General features: G+C 56.3%; 22 protein-coding genes. 15 read left to right on the top strand and 7 right to left on the bottom strand.

Annotation, left to right across the window (positions count from 1 at the left end; all coding sequences use genetic code 11):
* Window positions 1–2 precede the first annotated feature (2 nt).
* Genes ACN0TS_RS05060 through ACN0TS_RS05050 form a run of 3 tightly spaced genes read left to right on the top strand, consistent with a single transcriptional unit; the run spans window position 3 to window position 629 of the window.
* Entirely contained in the window at window positions 3–242 is a 240-nt protein-coding gene (locus tag ACN0TS_RS05060) for a hypothetical protein (protein ID WP_417258248.1), read from the top strand.
* 3 nt (window positions 243–245) lie between these two features.
* Window positions 246–485, top strand: a complete 240-nt coding sequence (locus ACN0TS_RS05055; RefSeq protein ID WP_417258247.1) for a GlsB/YeaQ/YmgE family stress response membrane protein — start codon at window positions 246–248, stop codon at window positions 483–485.
* Window positions 486–629, top strand: a complete 144-nt coding sequence (locus ACN0TS_RS05050) for a hypothetical protein (protein WP_417258246.1) — start codon at window positions 486–488, stop codon at window positions 627–629.
* Between the two features lie 5 nt (window positions 630–634).
* On the opposite strand, the gene ACN0TS_RS05045 is transcribed toward ACN0TS_RS05050, so the two are convergent.
* The 5 genes from ACN0TS_RS05045 to ACN0TS_RS05025 form a co-directional block, all read right to left on the bottom strand.
* The gene (locus tag ACN0TS_RS05045; protein WP_417258245.1) at window positions 635–1,258 is read right to left on the bottom strand and encodes a trimeric intracellular cation channel family protein; all 624 of its coding nucleotides are present in this window, start codon (window positions 1,256–1,258) and stop codon (window positions 635–637) included.
* The gene (rnhA, locus tag ACN0TS_RS05040) at window positions 1,255–1,716 is read right to left on the bottom strand and encodes a ribonuclease HI (RefSeq protein WP_417258244.1); all 462 of its coding nucleotides are present in this window, start codon (window positions 1,714–1,716) and stop codon (window positions 1,255–1,257) included. The genes ACN0TS_RS05045 and rnhA overlap by 4 nt, the downstream gene beginning before the upstream one ends.
* Before the next feature lie 23 nt (window positions 1,717–1,739).
* On the bottom strand, window positions 1,740–2,351 hold the full coding sequence (locus ACN0TS_RS05035; RefSeq protein WP_417258243.1) for a LysE family translocator: 612 nt from the start codon (window positions 2,349–2,351) through the stop codon (window positions 1,740–1,742).
* Window positions 2,341–3,297, bottom strand: a complete 957-nt coding sequence (gene ispH, locus ACN0TS_RS05030) for a 4-hydroxy-3-methylbut-2-enyl diphosphate reductase (RefSeq protein ID WP_417258242.1) — start codon at window positions 3,295–3,297, stop codon at window positions 2,341–2,343. The genes ACN0TS_RS05035 and ispH overlap by 11 nt, the downstream gene beginning before the upstream one ends.
* A gap of 131 nt (window positions 3,298–3,428) precedes the next feature.
* Complete coding sequence (locus tag ACN0TS_RS05025) at window positions 3,429–3,992, bottom strand: NYN domain-containing protein (protein WP_417258241.1); 564 nt, start codon at window positions 3,990–3,992, stop codon at window positions 3,429–3,431.
* Between the two features lie 154 nt (window positions 3,993–4,146).
* On the opposite strand from ACN0TS_RS05025, the gene folK reads away from it, so the two are divergent.
* From folK to ACN0TS_RS04975, 10 genes are all read left to right on the top strand, one after another.
* On the top strand, window positions 4,147–4,722 hold the full coding sequence (folK, locus tag ACN0TS_RS05020) for a 2-amino-4-hydroxy-6-hydroxymethyldihydropteridine diphosphokinase (RefSeq protein WP_417258240.1): 576 nt from the start codon (window positions 4,147–4,149) through the stop codon (window positions 4,720–4,722).
* Window positions 4,723–4,829: 107 nt separating this feature from the next.
* Window positions 4,830–5,183 carry a DNA-directed RNA polymerase subunit omega gene (gene rpoZ / locus ACN0TS_RS05015; protein ID WP_417258239.1) on the top strand — a complete coding sequence of 118 codons (354 nt, stop codon included), beginning with the start codon at window positions 4,830–4,832 and terminating at the stop codon, window positions 5,181–5,183.
* Window positions 5,184–5,231: 48 nt separating this feature from the next.
* Complete coding sequence (locus tag ACN0TS_RS05010) at window positions 5,232–7,349, top strand: RelA/SpoT family protein (RefSeq protein ID WP_417258238.1); 2,118 nt, start codon at window positions 5,232–5,234, stop codon at window positions 7,347–7,349.
* Window positions 7,350–7,366: 17 nt separating this feature from the next.
* Complete coding sequence (locus ACN0TS_RS05005; protein WP_417258237.1) at window positions 7,367–8,011, top strand: DUF2062 domain-containing protein; 645 nt, start codon at window positions 7,367–7,369, stop codon at window positions 8,009–8,011.
* A gap of 93 nt (window positions 8,012–8,104) precedes the next feature.
* Window positions 8,105–8,854, top strand: coding sequence for a pyridoxine 5'-phosphate synthase (locus tag ACN0TS_RS05000; RefSeq protein ID WP_417258236.1), 750 nt, complete (start codon window positions 8,105–8,107; stop codon window positions 8,852–8,854).
* Window position 8,855: 1 nt separating this feature from the next.
* Window positions 8,856–9,260: a holo-ACP synthase gene (gene acpS / locus ACN0TS_RS04995; protein ID WP_417258235.1), complete on the top strand. Its 405-nt coding sequence runs from the start codon at window positions 8,856–8,858 to the stop codon at window positions 9,258–9,260.
* Between the two features lie 152 nt (window positions 9,261–9,412).
* Window positions 9,413–10,189 (top strand): signal peptidase I, encoded by a 777-nt coding sequence (lepB, locus tag ACN0TS_RS04990; protein ID WP_417258234.1) that lies wholly within the window; start codon window positions 9,413–9,415, stop codon window positions 10,187–10,189.
* On the top strand, window positions 10,186–10,875 hold the full coding sequence (gene rnc, locus ACN0TS_RS04985; protein WP_417258233.1) for a ribonuclease III: 690 nt from the start codon (window positions 10,186–10,188) through the stop codon (window positions 10,873–10,875). Before lepB ends, rnc begins: the two co-directional genes overlap by 4 nt.
* On the top strand, window positions 10,868–11,791 hold the full coding sequence (era, locus tag ACN0TS_RS04980) for a GTPase Era (RefSeq protein WP_417258232.1): 924 nt from the start codon (window positions 10,868–10,870) through the stop codon (window positions 11,789–11,791). The genes rnc and era overlap by 8 nt, the downstream gene beginning before the upstream one ends.
* Window positions 11,792–11,794: 3 nt before the next feature.
* Complete coding sequence (locus ACN0TS_RS04975) at window positions 11,795–12,127, top strand: DUF1491 family protein (RefSeq protein WP_417258231.1); 333 nt, start codon at window positions 11,795–11,797, stop codon at window positions 12,125–12,127.
* On the opposite strand, the gene ACN0TS_RS04970 is transcribed toward ACN0TS_RS04975, so the two are convergent.
* Window positions 12,066–12,752 (bottom strand): Pr6Pr family membrane protein, encoded by a 687-nt coding sequence (locus ACN0TS_RS04970; protein ID WP_417258230.1) that lies wholly within the window; start codon window positions 12,750–12,752, stop codon window positions 12,066–12,068. The two genes, ACN0TS_RS04975 and ACN0TS_RS04970, sit on opposite strands and share 62 nt — an antisense overlap.
* Before the next feature lie 115 nt (window positions 12,753–12,867).
* Here ACN0TS_RS04970 and recO point away from each other — a divergent pair, with 115 nt between their 5' ends.
* Window positions 12,868–13,611, top strand: a complete 744-nt coding sequence (recO, locus tag ACN0TS_RS04965) for a DNA repair protein RecO (protein ID WP_417258229.1) — start codon at window positions 12,868–12,870, stop codon at window positions 13,609–13,611.
* Between the two features lie 18 nt (window positions 13,612–13,629).
* Here recO and ACN0TS_RS04960 read toward each other — a convergent pair whose 3' ends face one another.
* The gene (locus tag ACN0TS_RS04960) at window positions 13,630–15,276 is read right to left on the bottom strand and encodes an acyl-CoA dehydrogenase family protein (RefSeq protein WP_417258228.1); all 1,647 of its coding nucleotides are present in this window, start codon (window positions 15,274–15,276) and stop codon (window positions 13,630–13,632) included.
* A 174-nt stretch (window positions 15,277–15,450) separates the two neighbouring features.
* On the opposite strand from ACN0TS_RS04960, the gene ACN0TS_RS04955 reads away from it, so the two are divergent.
* Window positions 15,451–16,227 (top strand): sulfite exporter TauE/SafE family protein, encoded by a 777-nt coding sequence (locus tag ACN0TS_RS04955; RefSeq protein WP_417258227.1) that lies wholly within the window; start codon window positions 15,451–15,453, stop codon window positions 16,225–16,227.
* The last annotated feature ends 68 nt before the right edge of the window (window positions 16,228–16,295 follow it).

Below are 16,295 nucleotides of genomic sequence, written 5' to 3'. Positions count from 1 at the left end.
AAATGTTTCCCGTCATGATCGGCACAGTGGTGATTGCAGGTATCGTAGGCTACGCCTCCGAGAAAACCGGCTTCACCCGTAATGGCTACCTTCAATCCATCATCATCTGTGTCGGCGGTGCGTTTCTCGCCTATTTCGTCAAACTGATGTTCGGGATCGGTCTGCGCCCTGCGGGGTTGAACGCGATTGTCTCGTCACTCGGGGCGTTGATCATTATCCCAACCCATTGGCGGCGGAGGTAGAGCATGCCCATTTTGTTTCTCGTGATTGTCGGCGCGGCCGCAGGTTTCATTGCCACGCGATTGCTAGATTTGCGCTCGTCGGTGCCCGTCACTATCGCAATCGGCATCGCAGGAGCGTTGTTTGGAACGCTCATCCTGCGCCTGATCGGGGCCTTGTTCGGAATGGCCGCAGGGTTTGTCGGGGCCATCCTTGGCGCGATGGCGCTGATCTGGATCTGGAAGAAAATCTCGGAGCGCGGCTAAATGTTCGCGATCTTGGCGATCCCACGATTGGCGATGCGCATTGTTGTGGGCACCTGCATCTGGCTGATGTTTCGACCAGGGGGATGGGCGGTTGCCTGTATCCTCGCCTTAATCGCCACCGAGTATTACGCAGATTTTTTCTAAACGCCTCAGGCGCGTGGCGGGCGGGATTTATAGACGGGGAGGGACCATCCGAACTTCAGACTTCCCGCACGCAAAATGAAGGTCGTTCCTGCGCAGGCCAAACTGATCACCAATGGCGACGGCGTGACAAACGAAGCGATGACAGCGGCCAAGGCACCAGCAAAAGCGGCGGAGGCGTAAAGCTCGCCCTGCTTGAGAACAAGTGGCACTTCGTTACACACCACGTCACGCATCAGGCCACCAAAGCATCCCGTTGCAATTCCCATGATCACCACGACTTGCGGTAGTTGATCCATCTCCATCGCCACGCTCGTTCCTGCCGACACAGCCACAGCGAGGGCAACGGCATCCAGCCACATCAGCGCTTTGAGGCGGCTTTCAAACAGGTGTGCGGCAAAGAAAACTGCGAAAGCGGCGACTACGGCGTAGAAGATGTAGTCGGTATTTTCGACCCAGAAAACGGCTTCGCGTTTGAGCAAAAGGTCACGGATCGTGCCTCCCCCAACCGCCGTCAACGAGGCGACAAAGGCAAAGCCGACAATATCGAGTTGGGCGCGGGACGCGGCAAGAGCGCCCGTAATCGCGAACACCACCACGGCGGCATAATCGAGGAATTCAATCAGGGTCATTTTGCCGCCTTCTTGAAAGGGGCCATGCCCGCGCGGGCAAGCTCGTCGGCCCGCTCGTTCTCCGCGTGTCCTGCGTGCCCCTTGATCCATTTCCACGTGACATTATGGGTCTCTTGGGCCGCGTCAATGCGTTGCCATAGGTCGACGTTCTTGACGGGCTTTTTGTTCGAGGTTTTCCACCCGTTGCGTTTCCAACCGTGAATCCACCCCGTCACACCGTTTTTGACATAGGCGCTATCGGTGGTGATGGTGATGTCTGTTGGACGGGTGAGAGTTTCAAGCGCGTTGATCGCGGCCAAAAGCTCCATTCGGTTGTTGGTTGTGTCCGCTTCGCCGCCACTCAGTTCGCGCTCTTTGATGATCTCGGAACCATTCATGGCCCGCATCAAAACGCCCCAGCCACCAGGGCCGGGATTTCCAGAGCAGGCCCCATCGGTCCATGCGTGAATTTCGGGCATTTATTGACCTCTCAATGTGGGCATTACGCGCGTTCTAGCGCCAGCTTTGCGCCGAGTGCCGCGAACGACGCCGCAAATACGCGTCGCATCCATGCCATCGCGCGGTCGCTTTCGACAACGCGCAAGCGAAGCCATCCCGCGGCGAGAGCGTAAAAAGCAAACACGGCAAAGGTCATGGCGACAAATCCAAGACCAAGTTCGATCAAGAGCAGGGTGGGGTGGGTGGCTTGCGCGGGGATGAACTGTGGCAGGAAGGCCGCGAAAAACATCGGCAGTTTTGGGTTGAGGATGTTCAAAACCAATCCGCGCCGCACCAGTTGACGGGCAGACAGCGGCGTGGTGTCAGGCGTGACTTTGAGTGATCCCGTGCCTTTGAGCGTGCCCCAAGCCATATAGAGCAGGTAGGCAACCCCCGCATATTTGATCGCTGAAAACAGCAGGGCGGAGGTTTGCAAAACCGCGGCGAGCCCCGCAAGGGCGACACACAGATGCAGCACCGTGGCCAAGGTGCAGCCGACAATGGCCCAAAAGCCTGCTCGCAACCCACGCCCCAAGGTGGTCGACAGTGTGAAGATCACGCCGATGCCGGGGACGAGGCACACGATGAACGCGGTTGCTAAAAACTCAACCGACATTGGCCTGCCTCAATACACGCGGGACTTTGAATTCGATGTTCTCTTGTGCGGTTTCCACAAGTTCGACGGTGACTTTGAAACGCGCCTTAAATGCGTCGATCACTTCGTTGACGAGCACTTCGGGTGCTGAGGCGCCCGCAGAAATGCCGACGTTTGTAATGCCCTCAAGAGCGCGCCAATCAATATCTGTGGCCCGTTGAACGAGTTGGCTATAGGCACAGCCATTGGCACGGCCCACCTCGACCAAGCGTTGTGAGTTGGAGGAATTTGGCGCACCGATAACCAAGAGCGCGTCGATGTTCGATGCGATGGCTTTGACTGCGGCTTGGCGGTTGGTCGTGGCGTAGCAGATGTCTTCTTTGTGGGGGCCGACGATAGTGGGGAACCGTGCACGAAGGGCTGCGATCACATCCACCGTGTCGTCCACTGAAAGCGTTGTCTGGGTGATGAAGGCGAGCTTTTCGGGATCGCGCACCTCAAGCCCCGCAACGTCTTCGGGTGTCTCGACAAGCAGCACTTCGCCCTCTGGCAATTGTCCCATCGTGCCGATGGTCTCAGGGTGGCCCGCATGACCGATCATCACCATTTGCAAGCCGTCCGCATGGTGGCGCTCGGCTTCGATGTGGACCTTTGACACCAACGGACAGGTGGCGTCTACGTAGATCATTTCGCGTTGCTCAGCCAGCGCAGGGACGGATTTTGGCACCCCGTGGGCTGAGAAAATCACAGGGCGGTCGTTGGGGCATTCGTCCAGCTCTTCAACGAAAATCGCGCCTTTGTCCTTGAGGCTATCGACCACGAATTTGTTGTGCACGATTTCGTGGCGCACATAGACGGGCGGCCCCCATTTCTCGATCGCCATTTCAACGATCTTGATCGCGCGGTCTACGCCTGCGCAAAAGCCGCGCGGAGCGGCGAGATAGAGTGTGAGAGGGGTTTGTGTCATGCGTGCGCTCCTTGGCTCTAGAGGTATTGGCTTGCGCACGAATTGGCAATGCCTGCGGCTCATGTGGCAGTGCGAATGCAAAACGCCCCCGACATTGCGGAGGCGTTTTCAGATGGAGTTTGTGGTCGGGACTAGTCGTCCGCTCCAACAACATGTTCACGCGGCTCACGGATCGGGCGGCCAATCACATCGCGCAAATCGTCCAATTCGATGAAGTTATCGGCTTGGCGACGCAACTCGTCAGCGATCATTGGTGGTTGACTGCGGATTGTGGAGACCACGGATACACGCACGCCTTGGCGCTGCAGGCTTTCAATCAGAGGGCGGAAGTCGCCGTCGCCAGAGAAAATCACGATGTGATCAATCCGCGGGGCCAGTTCCATCGCATCGACGGTCAGTTCGATGTCCATGTTGCCTTTGATCTTGCGCCGCCCCATCGAGTCCGTGAACTCTTTGGCGGGTTTGGTGATCATTGTGAACCCGTTGTAATTCAGCCAGTCGACAAGGGGTCGAATTGGCGAATAGTCATCGTTTTCCAACAAAGCGGTGTAGTAGTTGGCGCGGAGCATTTTGCCGCGGCGCATGAACTCTTGGCGTAAGAGTTTGTAGTCGATATCGAATCCAAGTGCCTTTGCTGCGGCGTAGAGATTTGACCCGTCTATAAACAAAGCAAGTCGTTCGTCTTTATAAAACATGTTTTGCCCTTTTGTGCATATCGGACTTATTACGTGTGCCAGTATGTATTCCGTCGAACTACGTTTTCCAGTATGTAATTCGATGTAGTTGAGCTGACCAGTAATGCCCGTGTCACATATCTGTAACCTGCCAAAATATACAGGGACCCCGCGCATGAGCGATTATAATCAGCGACAAATTGCGTATCTTGCTTTGGGGGGGAATTTACCGTCGTCGATAGGGACCCCTTCTGAGACCCTGCGCGCCGCCTTGGCGGCCTTAGAGCGTGGCGGCCTAACTGTTTGTGCAATCAGTCCTTTTTACCGCACGCCCTGTTTTCCCGCCGGTGCGGGGCCAGATTTTGTGAACGCCTGTGCTACGGTCGAAACGAACCTGAGCGCGGCGGATCTTTTAGCACTTTTGCATGAAATCGAGGCGCAGTTTGGCCGTGAACGACACGCGCGGTGGGTGGGACGGACGCTTGATCTCGATCTTTTGGGCCTTGGCGACCAAATATTCCCTGACGTCACAACTGTGAATAATTGGATCACCATGCCCGCGGCGGAGCAACGGTCACGCTCGCCACAGGGCCTGCTTTTGCCGCATCCCCGCATTCAGGATCGGGGTTTTGTCCTGATTCCCTTGCGCGATGTCGCTCCCGATTGGGTTCACCCGATTTCGGGCAAAACGGTTGCGCAAATGTGTGATGAGCTCCCCGAAAGCGAGCTTGCGGGGATAAAACCACTGTGATCTGGTGATTTGCAGGTGGATTATACGCATTCTCAACTTGCAATGCGGGGTATCTGCCCCTAGATAGTGCCTTTGTTGCCCCGCACAGTTTAAGAATTGGAGATCCCATGGCTCGCGTCACCGTAGAAGATTGCGTCGACAAGGTTCCGAACCGCTTCGAGCTCGTTATGCTCGCCTCTCACCGTGCGCGTGAGATTGCCGCGGGTTCCGCCCTGACTGTGGATCGTGACAACGACAAAAATCCCGTCGTCGCCTTGCGCGAAATTGCGGAAGAAACACAATCCGCTGACGCGCTGCGTGAACGTGCGATTGAGTTCTACCAAACACAGATCGAAGTCGATGAACCCGAAGAAGACCAAATGGCGCTTTTGATGGGTCAGGAGACTGATAAACCTGCCGATGACGATATGTCCGAAGAGAAATTGCTTCGCGCTCTTATGGAAGCGCAAGGGCAGCAGTAAGACAAAGACCTCGTAAGAGGCCCCACAAGCGGAGTTTGCGGACCGAACATGATCGACGTCGAAGACCTGATCGCTCTGGTCCGCAACTATAACCCCAAAACAGATGCCGATCTCATTCGCGATGCCTATGCCTATGGTCGTGAGATGCATGAGGGACAATTCCGCCACTCCGGTGAGCCGTATTTCTCCCACCCTGTTGCCGTTGCAGCGATCCTGACCGAACAGGCGCTTGACGACGCGACAATCATCACCGCTCTTTTGCACGACACTATCGAAGACACCCGCGCGTCCTACGCCGAGGTTGAGCGTCGGTTTGGCACAGATGTGGCCGAACTGGTTGATGGCGTCACGAAACTTACCAACCTGCAACTGTCCTCGACAGAGACCAAACAGGCGGAAAACTTCCGTAAGCTGTTCATGGCGATGTCCAAAGACTTGCGGGTGATCCTCGTCAAACTCGCTGACCGTCTGCACAATATGCGCACGATTAAATCCATGCGGCCCGAGAAACAGCTGCAAAAAGCGCGGGAAACGATGGACATTTATGCGCCGCTTGCAGGGCGCATGGGGATGCAGTGGATGCGTGAGGAACTTGAGGATCTCTCGTTCCGCGTCATCAATCCGGAAGCCCGCAATTCGATCATTCGCCGCTTCATCACGCTGCAACGCGAAACAGGCGATGTGATCCACAAGATCACCACCGACATTCGCGCCTCATTGGAAAAGGCAGGCGTGGATGCCGATGTGTTTGGCCGTGCCAAGAAGCCCTATTCAATCTGGCGTAAGATGGAGGAGAAGCAGCAAAGTTTCTCCCGCCTGTCCGACATCTACGGGTTCCGTATCATTACCCGCTCCGAGGCGGATTGCTACCGCGTTTTGGGCGTGATCCATCAGCGGTGGAAAGTCGTCCCCGGACGGTTCAAAGACTACATCAGCCAACCCAAATCCAATGGTTATCGCTCGATCCACACCACGGTGTCGGGACGTGATGGTAAACGTGTCGAGGTGCAAATCCGCACCCGCCAAATGCACGAAGTGGCCGAAAGCGGTGTTGCAGCGCATTGGTCTTATCGCGACGGTGTGCGGGCGCAAAACCCGTTTGCTGTTGATCCGGCAAAGTGGCTGGCCCAATTGACCGAGCGGTTTGAGAACTCCGAAAACCACAGCGAGTTTCTTGAGCATGTGAAGATGGAAATGTACGCCGATAAGGTGTTCTGCTTCACGCCAAAGGGCGAGGTGATTTCCCTGCCCAAAGGGGCCACGCCGCTCGATTTTGCCTATGCGATCCACACGCGGATTGGCGATAGCTGTGTCGGTGCCAAAGTGGACGGTATCCGTGTGCCGCTCTGGACGCGTCTCAAAAACGGCCAGTCCGTTGTTGTTCTCACTGCCGAGGGGCAACGCCCGCAAGGGACATGGATCGACATCGTTGTGACGGGCCGCGCCAAGGCCGCGATCCGCAAGTCTCTGCGCGAAGAGGACCGTGAACGCTTCGTCAAACTGGGGCGTGAATTGGTGCGCGTGTCGTTTGAACACATTGGCAAGAAAGCGACTGATAAGGCTCTTAAAACCGCAGCCAACCAACTCTCGTTGCCTTCAAGTGAGGAATTGCTCGCACGGGTGGGGTCTGCCGAATTGACCGCCTCCGCAGTCGTGCGTGCCGTTTATCCCGAACTTATCCATGAAAGCGATGAGATCGAGGCCAAGCGTGCCGTTCTGGGCCTTGAAGAGGGACAGACCTACCACCGCGCAGATTGCTGCCAACCCGTACCGGGGGAGCGGATCGTTGGCATCACCTATCGCGGCAAAGGAGTTGTGACGCACGCGATTGATTGTCCTGCACTTGAAGAACTGGAAGCCGATACGAGCCGTTGGGTCGATTTGCAATGGCACGCGGGGCCACATGCGGCGGAGCATACCGTGTCTCTCGACGTTACAATTGCAAATGGCGCGGGCGTCTTGGGGCGGATTTGCACCCTCATCGGCGAGCAAAAGGCCAACATTTCCGATCTCAACTTTGTCGACCGCAAACCCGACTTTTACCGTCTCATCGTCGACGTCGATCTGCGTGATCTGGAACACCTGCATGCGGTGATGCTTGCCCTTGAGGCCGAAAGCGATGTGGCGCGTATCCGTCGCTACCGCGACCTTGACCGGAAACCGTAGAGTCAGGGAGGGGAAACATGGTCTTCAAACGCCGTAACAAGCTACCCCCTTTAACTTGGCTCGCACGGTCCCTTTGGCCAAAAGGGGGCTGGCATCGTGCCGCACTCTATCTTCAGCACCGTTTGCACCGCCTGCCTGACACGCCTCAGACCATTTCGCGGGGCGTCTTTGCGGGCATCTTCTCGGTGTTCACGCCGTTCTTCGGGCTGCATTTTTTTGTCGCTTATGCGCTTGTAAAGCTTGTGCGTGGCAATGTGATCGCCGCCCTTTTGGCGACCTTCGTCGGCAATCCACTGACCTACGTGCCGATTGGTATCGTGTCGTTGAAGATGGGCCACTTTATTCTCGGAACGGAGTTCGATCACGTCCATGAGCGGTCGTTCTTGGGCAAATTTGTCGATGCAGCAGATGATTTCTGGCGTAATTTTCTGGCGATTTTCTCCGATGCCGATGCGAACTGGGATGCGTTAGGGCGATTTTTCCATGAGGTGTTTTTACCCTATCTTGTCGGCGGGATCGTACCTGGTCTCGTGGCGGGGCTCGTCGGGTATTACGTGACGCTGCCAATGATCGTTGCTTATCAGGCGCGCCGCCGCAAAAAGTTCAAGGCGAAGCTCGAAAAGCTGCGCATCAAGGCACAAGCAAATCATCGCAAGCCCTGATCGGCATAATCACGATTTCGCCGTTTCGGATTTGATCGCGGAGGTCTATTGTCGCGTTGAGAGAGCACATAACTGCGTAGAAAAGGCCCCCCTATGACCGATACAGCGCCCCTTCGACTTGGCATGAATATCGACCACGTCGCCACCGTCCGCAATGCCCGCGGATCAACTTATCCCGACCCTATCCGAGCCGCGAAACTGGCCGAAGAGGCGGGCGCTGACGGGATCACGGCGCACCTGCGCGAAGATCGCCGCCACATCACGGACGCTGATATCGAGCGACTGGTGGAGGCCCTCACCGTGCCGCTCAACTTTGAAATGGCGGCCACGGACGAGATGCAATCCATCGCGTTGCGCCACAAACCCCATGCGGTGTGCCTTGTGCCAGAAAAGCGCGAAGAGCGCACCACCGAAGGCGGATTGGAAGTCGCCCGTGAAGAGAACCGTCTCGCGCACTTCATCGCCCCGCTGCGCGAAGCAGGGTGCCGTGTGTCGATCTTTATCGCCGCCGACCGTCCACAGATTGAGGCCGCAGCACGTATCGGGGCGGCCGTTGTAGAGCTGCACACTGGCGCTTATTGCGACCTGCATTCTGACGGAGATTTTGCAGGGCGGGACGCAGAGTTGGCGCGGCTCACCGAGATGGCCGAGTTTGCCGACAGTCTAGGATTGGAAGTCCATGCGGGCCACGGCCTGACCTACGAGACCGTCCAACCCATCGCCGCCTTGCCGCAGATCGTGGAATTGAACATTGGTCACTTTCTGATCGGGGAGGCCATTTTTCGCGGGATCAATCCTGCCATTGCGGAGATGCGCCGCCTGATGGATGAGGCGCGCGGATAGAATGATCCTCGGCATTGGCACAGATTTGGCAAACATTGAACGGATACAAGGCACCTTGGACCGGTTCGGGGACCGCTTCAAAAACCGTGTCTTTACGCCGACCGAGCAACGTAAGGCCAACAACCGCCGCGATGTCGCGGGCACCTATGCCAAACGGTGGGCCGCGAAAGAGGCGTGCTCAAAGGCGCTCGGAACGGGCCTCGCGATGGGGATCTCGTGGATCGATATGTCAGTGAGCAACCTTGAGACGGGGCAGCCCGTAATGCGTGTCACAGGGTGGGCCAAAGAACGCTTGGAGGCGATGACCCCTGAGGGCCACGAGGCCATCATTCACGTCACTTTAACCGACGACCACCCGTGGGCGCAGGCCTTTGTCGTGATCGAAGCACGCAAACGGGATGCGTAATGCCTTAAAGGTGACGTGAAAACCCTACACTTCCTTGCTCATTGGTGCCCTGTATCACGGCTTCACCTTGACTCCATGTCCTGCGCCAATCATTTAGCGACATATACCGCGTGGCATAGCGCAAAGATTTTGCAGAACGGACATGAGTAGAAATGAGCAGCTTTAAAGACAGTGCGATCGAAACTGTAAAAACAGTCGTCTACGCCCTTTTGATCGCAGGCATTTTCCGGTCCTTCTTTTTCCAACCGTTCTTTATCCCGTCGTCGTCTATGAAAGACACGCTGCTCATCGGGGACTTCTTGTTCGTCAACAAGATGAGCTACGGCTATTCAAAATACTCCTGCCCGTTCACCTTCATGTGCCCTGTCTCGGGGCGCATTTTGGATAAGGCTCCTGAGCGTGGCGACGTTGTCGTGTTTGAGCACCCGACCCAACACCGTGCTTTTGTGAAACGTCTTGTCGGCCTTCCAGGAGACAAAATCCAGATGAAGGATGGCGTACTGTTCATCAATGGCGAAGAATCTAAACAGACGCCAGATGGTGTTTTTGTCGAAACCTATGAAGGTCAAGGGTCGGCAGGCAATCCGCCACGCTGCGCCAACCCCGCGCCAGGCTTGGGTGGGCAGTGCATCAAAGAAAAATATGTCGAGACCTTCCCTGACGGACATGCGCATTCGATCCTCAACATTGGTGAAACCCGTGTTGACAATACATCTGTCTTCACTGTGCCAGCAGGCCAGTATTTTTTCCTCGGAGACAATCGTGACAACTCCGCAGACAGCCGCGTGGCACAGCCCGTGGGCGTCGGGTTCGTGCCTGAGGAATACCTACTTGGCCGTGTGGATCGTGTGATGTTCTCCGCCGCAGGGAAATCGCTGCTGTTCTTCTGGACGTGGCGACTTGATCGCTTCTACGAGAAAATCAATTGAAAATTTCAGCCGACCTCAAAGCGTTCCAGACGCGCCTCGGGCATGAGTTCAAAAACCTTGAACTCCTCGTTCGCGCCACCACGCATAGCTCGCTGTCCTCCGCGACACGTCCCGACAACCAACGCCTTGAATTCCTCGGGGATAGGGTGCTTGGACTGACCATGTCCGAGGCTCTGTTCCAAGCGGACAAGTCCGCCGCTGAAGGGCAGCTTGCCCCTCGGTTTAACGCGTTGGTGCGTAAAGAAACCTGCGCCGATGTCGCCCGCCAGATCAATCTGGGTGATGTTCTTAAACTGGGCCGTTCGGAGATGTTGTCGGGCGGACGCCGCAAAGAGGCGCTTTTGGCCGACGCGATGGAAGCTGTGATCGCCGCCGTCTATCTGGACGCAGGATTCGAGACGGCTCGTGAAATGGTCTTGCGCCTGTGGGGTGAACGGATTGATCATGTCGAAGATGATGCGCGTGATCCGAAGTCCGCGCTTCAGGAATGGGCGCAGGCCCGTAAACAGAACCCACCACGTTACGAGACGGTGGAGCGCACTGGCCCTGACCACGCGCCCGTCTTTACGATTAAAGTGGTGTTGGACAGCGGCGAGAGCGAAATTGCAAAAGCGCCCTCGAAACGCAACGCAGAACAAGGCGCCGCAAAGGCTCTTTTGAACAAACTGGAGGCCAAACATGGCTGACGCAAACGACCAGACCCGCGCGGGCTTTGTCGCCCTGATCGGCGAACCGAACGCAGGTAAATCGACGTTGCTCAACCGTATGGTTGGCGCAAAGGTGTCCATTGTGACCCACAAGGTGCAAACAACACGCGCCCGTATTCGTGGCGTTGCTATCGAGGGCGATAGCCAGATTGTGTTTGTGGACACGCCGGGCATCTTTAAACCCAAACGCCGTCTTGACCGCGCGATGGTCACAGCTGCATGGGGCGGGGCCGCTGACGCGGATATTACGGTCCTTATGGTCGAGGCGCATCGTGGCCTGTCCGAAGGTGTCGAGGGCATTCTGACCGCTTTGTCTGAAAACCCTGTACGTGGAAAAGTTGCGCTTGCGATCAACAAGATCGACATGGTTGACGTTGAGAAGCTGCTCGCCATGACCCAAAAACTCAATGAGCGGTTTGATTTTGTGGAGACTTTTATGATCTCCGCTGAAAAAGGCCGTGGTGTTGACGATCTGCGCAAATGGCTAGCCAAAGAGGTGCCTGCGGGGCCGTGGCTTTATCCCGAAGATCAGATTGCCGATCTGCCGCTGCGCATGATTGCTGCAGAAATGACCCGTGAAAAACTGACCCTGAACCTGCACCAAGAACTGCCCTACCAACTCACCGTTGAGACGGAGAAATGGGAAGAGCGCGATGATGGCTCCGCACGTGTGGACCAGATCGTCTATGTCTCGCGCGACGGGCACAAAGGTATCATTTTGGGCAAAAAGGGCGAGACCATTAAACGCATTTCACGCGCCTCCCGCGAAGAACTGTCCGAATTTCTGGGTCGTAAAATCCACCTCTTTTTGCAGGTCAAAGTGCGCCCCAACTGGCTTGAAGAGGCCGAACGCTACGGCGAGATGGGCTTGGATTTCAAAGACGGAAACGCGTGACCCGTGGCGCGTTTAACCGCAGACTTTTGGGTTTCGGCCTATCTGTCACGGCTGCGCCTCGCGGACATTCCGGCGTTCGTCGTTAAAAAAGGCGACGCAACAGCGGGGGCAGTTTTGATCAAACTCAACACCCTCGACGGACAAGCCAAAGTGTTCCAGCGCGAATTCAATCTCATGGAGGACCGCCGCGAATGGCGTATCCTGTCCGAGGGCGACGAGCGTGATGTCGATGCCGCCTTGGCCAAGCAACGCAGCTTTGATGCGGACTTGTGGATTATCGAGGTTGAGGACCGTCAGGGGCGGACACTTCTTGACGAGATCGGTTTGAGCGATTGATGTTCTTGCCAATGGCAACGATGAGCAGTCCTGCGAGATAAAATGCGATGAGGAACTTACCCGCCCATCCAAGCAAGCCGCCCCATCCCAAAGCCTCAAGATCGACAAAGAAATAGGGGTAGAACCCCGTAAAGAGTCCCCGCGTTACGGCGTAGACGAGGTAGGCGAGTGGCCACAATAGCCATATCGTGGCGTGATGCCATCCGAGGCGGACTTTGGGGGCAAATGCGACCCACCAAAGCGCAAGGACAACGGGCGAGACACTGTGAAAGAGCGTGTCCGACACCCAATCTAATCCTGTCGGCGGCGTGTCATTGCCAAGCAGTGCATGCCAGACCGTCATCACAATCAAAAGCCAAAGCGTAGTTGCGGCTAACCATCCGTCATGTGGCAGGCGGCGCGTCCATGCGATCCGCGCGAACAGCCCCATGACCAAAACGTTTGTCCATAGGGTGAAGAATTTGAATTGATGCGACAGTATCCCAAAGGGCACGGATTTATCGCCCTCTAAAATATGTTTGAGTGTTGATGCCCCATAGGCTGTGGCTTCGATCACGAATAGGGCGAATGCGGTGAAGTAGGCAAGCGTGTCATCATGGGTCTCGACGGTAATCGCCCGTTGCATTGCGGCGCAATGCGTTTGGCACCTGTTCGACGTGACGTCACATTGTGCGGCATGTTGGGGGAAATCGCTGCATTCCGCGCTTGCACGGGCAAGGGCGAGAGGGGCATGGTGTGGTATGGAGTGGCGTGATCAAGGCACAGTTCTTGCCGTGCGGAAGTACGGCGAAACCTCGGTAGTTTTAGAAGTCTTCACCGAAGCACACGGGCGTCATGCGGGTGTGGTGCGCGGTGGCGTGTCTCGTAAAATGACGCCACACCTTCAACCCGGCGGACAGATCTCAGTCACATGGAAGGCGCGACTTGAGGACCATTTGGGCACCTTTACGGTGGAGCCATTACGGTCACGGGCGGCGGATGTGATGAGTGATCCTTTAGCGCTGGAGGGTCTCAATACACTCACCTCCCTGTTGACTTCAACGCTGCCCGAGCGTGAGCCGCACGACTATCTTTATCTCGAGACAATGAGCCTATTTGACCGTCTGGGTACTGATCCCAATTGGCCGCTTGCCTATTTGCATTGGGAAGTGTCGTTACTCGAGGAGTTGGGGTTCGGGCTTGATCTCTCGGCCTGCGCCGTTACGGGTAGCCCCGATGACCTGGCCTATGTCTCGCCACGATCGGGTCGCGCGGTGAGCCGTCAGGGTGCAGGGGAATGGGCTGACAAGTTGCTACCCTTGCCGCAGTGCCTGCTCGGCCAATCGTCTCTTGTCTACGCCGAGATCATCGAAGGGATGACAACGACGGGACATTTCATCGCCAAAATCCTTGCAGAACTATCGGACAAACCATTGCCTCAGGCGCGGGAGCGGTTTTTGGATCGTCTCGCAAAAAAGGCGGCGCAAGAAGCTCCGCCTTTCTAACGTTCTGTTCAGGTCGGATTAGGCTAGCAGACGCCGCGCGATGACCTGTGCCTGAATTTCGCCTGCGCCTTCGAAAATGTTCAGAATCCGCGCATCGCAGAGAATGCGGCTGATCTGATACTCAAGCGCAAAGCCGTTGCCACCGTGAATTTGCAGCGCATTATCGGCCGCCGCCCATGCCACGCGCGCGCCAAGCAGTTTCGCCATGCCCGCCTCCACGTCACAGCGGTGTCCGTTGTCTTTTTCCCATGCGGCGAAATAGGTCAGCTGGCGAGCCACCATAATCTCGACGGCCATCATGGCGAGCTTGCCCGAGACGCGTGGGAATTCAATCAGGGATTTGGCGAATTGTTTGCGGTCCTCTGCATATTGCATTCCGACTTCAAGCGCGTTCTGAGCCACGCCGATGGCGCGGGCGGCGGTCTGGATGCGGGCGCTCTCGAAGGTCTCCATAAGCTGTTTGAAGCCCTTGCCCTCTTCGCCACCAAGCAGGTTCTCCGCCTTCACCTCGAAACCATCAAAAGCCAGTTCGTATTCCTTCATGCCACGGTAGCCGAGCACTTCGATCTCGCCGCCCGTCATGCCCGCGGTGGGGAAGGCGTTGGAGGCATCGCCGGGTGTCTTTTCAGCGAGGAACATCGACAGACCTTTGTAGTCCGAGGTGGCGGGATCGGTGCGGGCCAAAAGTGTCATCAGATTTGTGCGGGCCGCGTGGGTGATCCACGTCTTGTTGCCCGTCACTGTGTAAGTCTCTCCGTCTTTCACGGCGCGGGTGCGCAGGCTTCCGAGGTCGGAGCCTGTGTTGGGTTCGGTGAACACCGCCGTGGGCAGAATTTCTCCGCTCGACAATTTCGGGAGCCAGTTCTCTTTTTGCTCTTGGGTGCCTCCCGTCAGGATCAATTCTGCGGCGATCTCGGTTCGCGTGCCAAGGGAGCCGACGCCGATGTAGCCGCGTGAAAGCTCCTCGGACACAACGACCATCGCGGCTTTTGGAAAACCGAAACCACCGAATTCTTCGGGAATTGTGAGGCCGAAGACACCCATTTCCGCCAATTCGTCAATCACTGACATCGGGATTAACTCGTCCTTGAGGTGCCACTCGTGGGCAAAGGGGGCAACCTTTTCATCTGCAAAACGGCGAAATTGATCGCGGACCATTTCCAATTCGTCATTTAGACCAGACGCTCCGAAAGTTGCATGTCCGTGATTGTCGCGCATCAATTCGACGAGACGGGACCGAGCCGCCAGTGTGTTGCCTTCGAGCATAAGCTTGGTCACGCTGTTTTCAGAGGGCTGCAAAAATCCAAGCCCCATGTCAGAGAGACGAGCAACCTCGCCTTGGTTCATGGGGATTCCCCCGTAAATCTGGCTGAGGTATTCACCGAAGGCGATCTGATGGATCAGTTGCTCCATCTCGCCGAATTTCCCATCGGCCTCTAGAGCTTCGCCCCATTTTTGCATCTGGCGCAGGGCTTCGACGTAGGTGGACAGCCATGCGAGGCCGTGCGCCGCTGTTTGGTTGGCGTCCAGCTTGGCCCCTGAAATGCGGCTCCCATCGAGAAACTCGACCCTCAACGCATCTTTCGCGCGGCCTTGAAGCTCTTGCACCGCGGGAACCGCGGCGGCGGTGAGTGTCAGAAGATTGGACAAAATTGCGGTCGTCATGAGCGTATCCTGCGTGTCTGGGGCCAAGGGACTCTCCTCTGGGAAAGTCATCAGCAGGTCTAATCATTTTGCAGTCGCAGCGCAATAATATTTTGCGAAATTGTAAAATTATGATCTAAAGTGTCGCGTCGGAATTTGGGTGACCCCTTGCCCTTTGATGCCTATGAAGGGGCTATGTTTATAGATACGCTCACAGACCTCCTGACCCTCCCGCAACTTGTTTTCGCATTTGCGGTCACTGTTCTGGCAGGCTTCGTAAAAGGAGCCACAGGCTTCGCTTTGCCAATGATTATGGTCTCTGGCCTTGCGTCGGTGCTGCCGCCGGAGACGGCTATCGCCTCCATGATCGTGCCGACAGTCCTGTCCAATGTGTGGCAATCCTTACGGGGCGGCGGGATCGGCGCAGTTGTCGATGTGGCGCGCGCCTTTAAGCTTTACATCGCCACTCTGCTTATATTCATCGTTATCGCCGCTCAACTTGTTGCTGCACTGCCGCAAAACGTTTTCTTGCTCGTTCTAGGCGTCCCAATCGTCGCATTGGCGTTGTTCTTGCTCAAAGGTCACGTCATGTATGTCGACCCGAGCAAGCGAGGACGGGCGGATGTGTTGATCGGTGCGGCGTCGGGGTTTCTGGGCGGGCTTGCTGGCACGTGGGGGCCGTTGACGGTGACCTACCTCACGGCGATCAATACGCCTATGAAGCAGCAGATCAGAATCACAGGCGTGATCTTTACGGCGGGGGCAATCACGTTGAGTCTTGCGCATATCCAGTCTGGTATTTTGAACGCAAAGACCTTGCCCTTGTCGCTGATGATGATCATTCCCGTGGCCATAGGTCAAACCCTCGGTAATCTGGTGCAGGATCGTTTGGACCAAAAGAAGTTTCGGCGTATGACCTTGATTGTCCTTATCATTGCTGGACTCAACCTGATCCGTCGGGCGGTGATGTGAGCGAGCTAATGCGGTATGGTTTGGACTGATCCAGAAAAGTCGCGTACTCCAAGCGAAGAAAGGTGCAC

This window comes from Celeribacter sp., assembly GCF_048266405.1.
In the GTDB taxonomy this organism is placed as follows: Bacteria; Pseudomonadota; Alphaproteobacteria; order Rhodobacterales; family Rhodobacteraceae; genus Celeribacter.
Note: the sequence above shows the minus strand (reverse complement) of the source record. Positions and strands in the feature narration are given on the sequence as shown.

Bases quoted from the DNA above. Each gene is read 5' to 3' on its own strand.
- ACN0TS_RS05060 (WP_417258248.1), top strand. From the start codon at position 3: ATGTTTCCCGTCATGATCGGCACAGTGGTGATTGCAGGTATCGTAGGC.
- ACN0TS_RS05055 (WP_417258247.1), top strand. From the start codon at position 246: ATGCCCATTTTGTTTCTCGTGATTGTCGGCGCGGCCGCAGGTTTCATT.
- ACN0TS_RS05050 (WP_417258246.1), top strand. From the start codon at position 486: ATGTTCGCGATCTTGGCGATCCCACGATTGGCGATGCGCATTGTTGTG.
- ACN0TS_RS05045 (WP_417258245.1), bottom strand. From the start codon at position 1,258: ATGACCCTGATTGAATTCCTCGATTATGCCGCCGTGGTGGTGTTCGCG.
- rnhA (WP_417258244.1), bottom strand. From the start codon at position 1,716: ATGCCCGAAATTCACGCATGGACCGATGGGGCCTGCTCTGGAAATCCC.
- ACN0TS_RS05035 (WP_417258243.1), bottom strand. From the start codon at position 2,351: ATGTCGGTTGAGTTTTTAGCAACCGCGTTCATCGTGTGCCTCGTCCCC.
- ispH (WP_417258242.1), bottom strand. From the start codon at position 3,297: ATGACACAAACCCCTCTCACACTCTATCTCGCCGCTCCGCGCGGCTTT.
- ACN0TS_RS05025 (WP_417258241.1), bottom strand. From the start codon at position 3,992: ATGTTTTATAAAGACGAACGACTTGCTTTGTTTATAGACGGGTCAAAT.
- folK (WP_417258240.1), top strand. From the start codon at position 4,147: ATGAGCGATTATAATCAGCGACAAATTGCGTATCTTGCTTTGGGGGGG.
- rpoZ (WP_417258239.1), top strand. From the start codon at position 4,830: ATGGCTCGCGTCACCGTAGAAGATTGCGTCGACAAGGTTCCGAACCGC.
- ACN0TS_RS05010 (WP_417258238.1), top strand. From the start codon at position 5,232: ATGATCGACGTCGAAGACCTGATCGCTCTGGTCCGCAACTATAACCCC.
- ACN0TS_RS05005 (WP_417258237.1), top strand. From the start codon at position 7,367: ATGGTCTTCAAACGCCGTAACAAGCTACCCCCTTTAACTTGGCTCGCA.
- ACN0TS_RS05000 (WP_417258236.1), top strand. From the start codon at position 8,105: ATGACCGATACAGCGCCCCTTCGACTTGGCATGAATATCGACCACGTC.
- acpS (WP_417258235.1), top strand. From the start codon at position 8,856: ATGATCCTCGGCATTGGCACAGATTTGGCAAACATTGAACGGATACAA.
- lepB (WP_417258234.1), top strand. From the start codon at position 9,413: ATGAGCAGCTTTAAAGACAGTGCGATCGAAACTGTAAAAACAGTCGTC.
- era (WP_417258232.1), top strand. From the start codon at position 10,868: ATGGCTGACGCAAACGACCAGACCCGCGCGGGCTTTGTCGCCCTGATC.
- ACN0TS_RS04970 (WP_417258230.1), bottom strand. From the start codon at position 12,752: ATGCAACGGGCGATTACCGTCGAGACCCATGATGACACGCTTGCCTAC.
- recO (WP_417258229.1), top strand. From the start codon at position 12,868: ATGGAGTGGCGTGATCAAGGCACAGTTCTTGCCGTGCGGAAGTACGGC.
- ACN0TS_RS04960 (WP_417258228.1), bottom strand. From the start codon at position 15,276: ATGACGACCGCAATTTTGTCCAATCTTCTGACACTCACCGCCGCCGCG.
- ACN0TS_RS04955 (WP_417258227.1), top strand. From the start codon at position 15,451: ATGTTTATAGATACGCTCACAGACCTCCTGACCCTCCCGCAACTTGTT.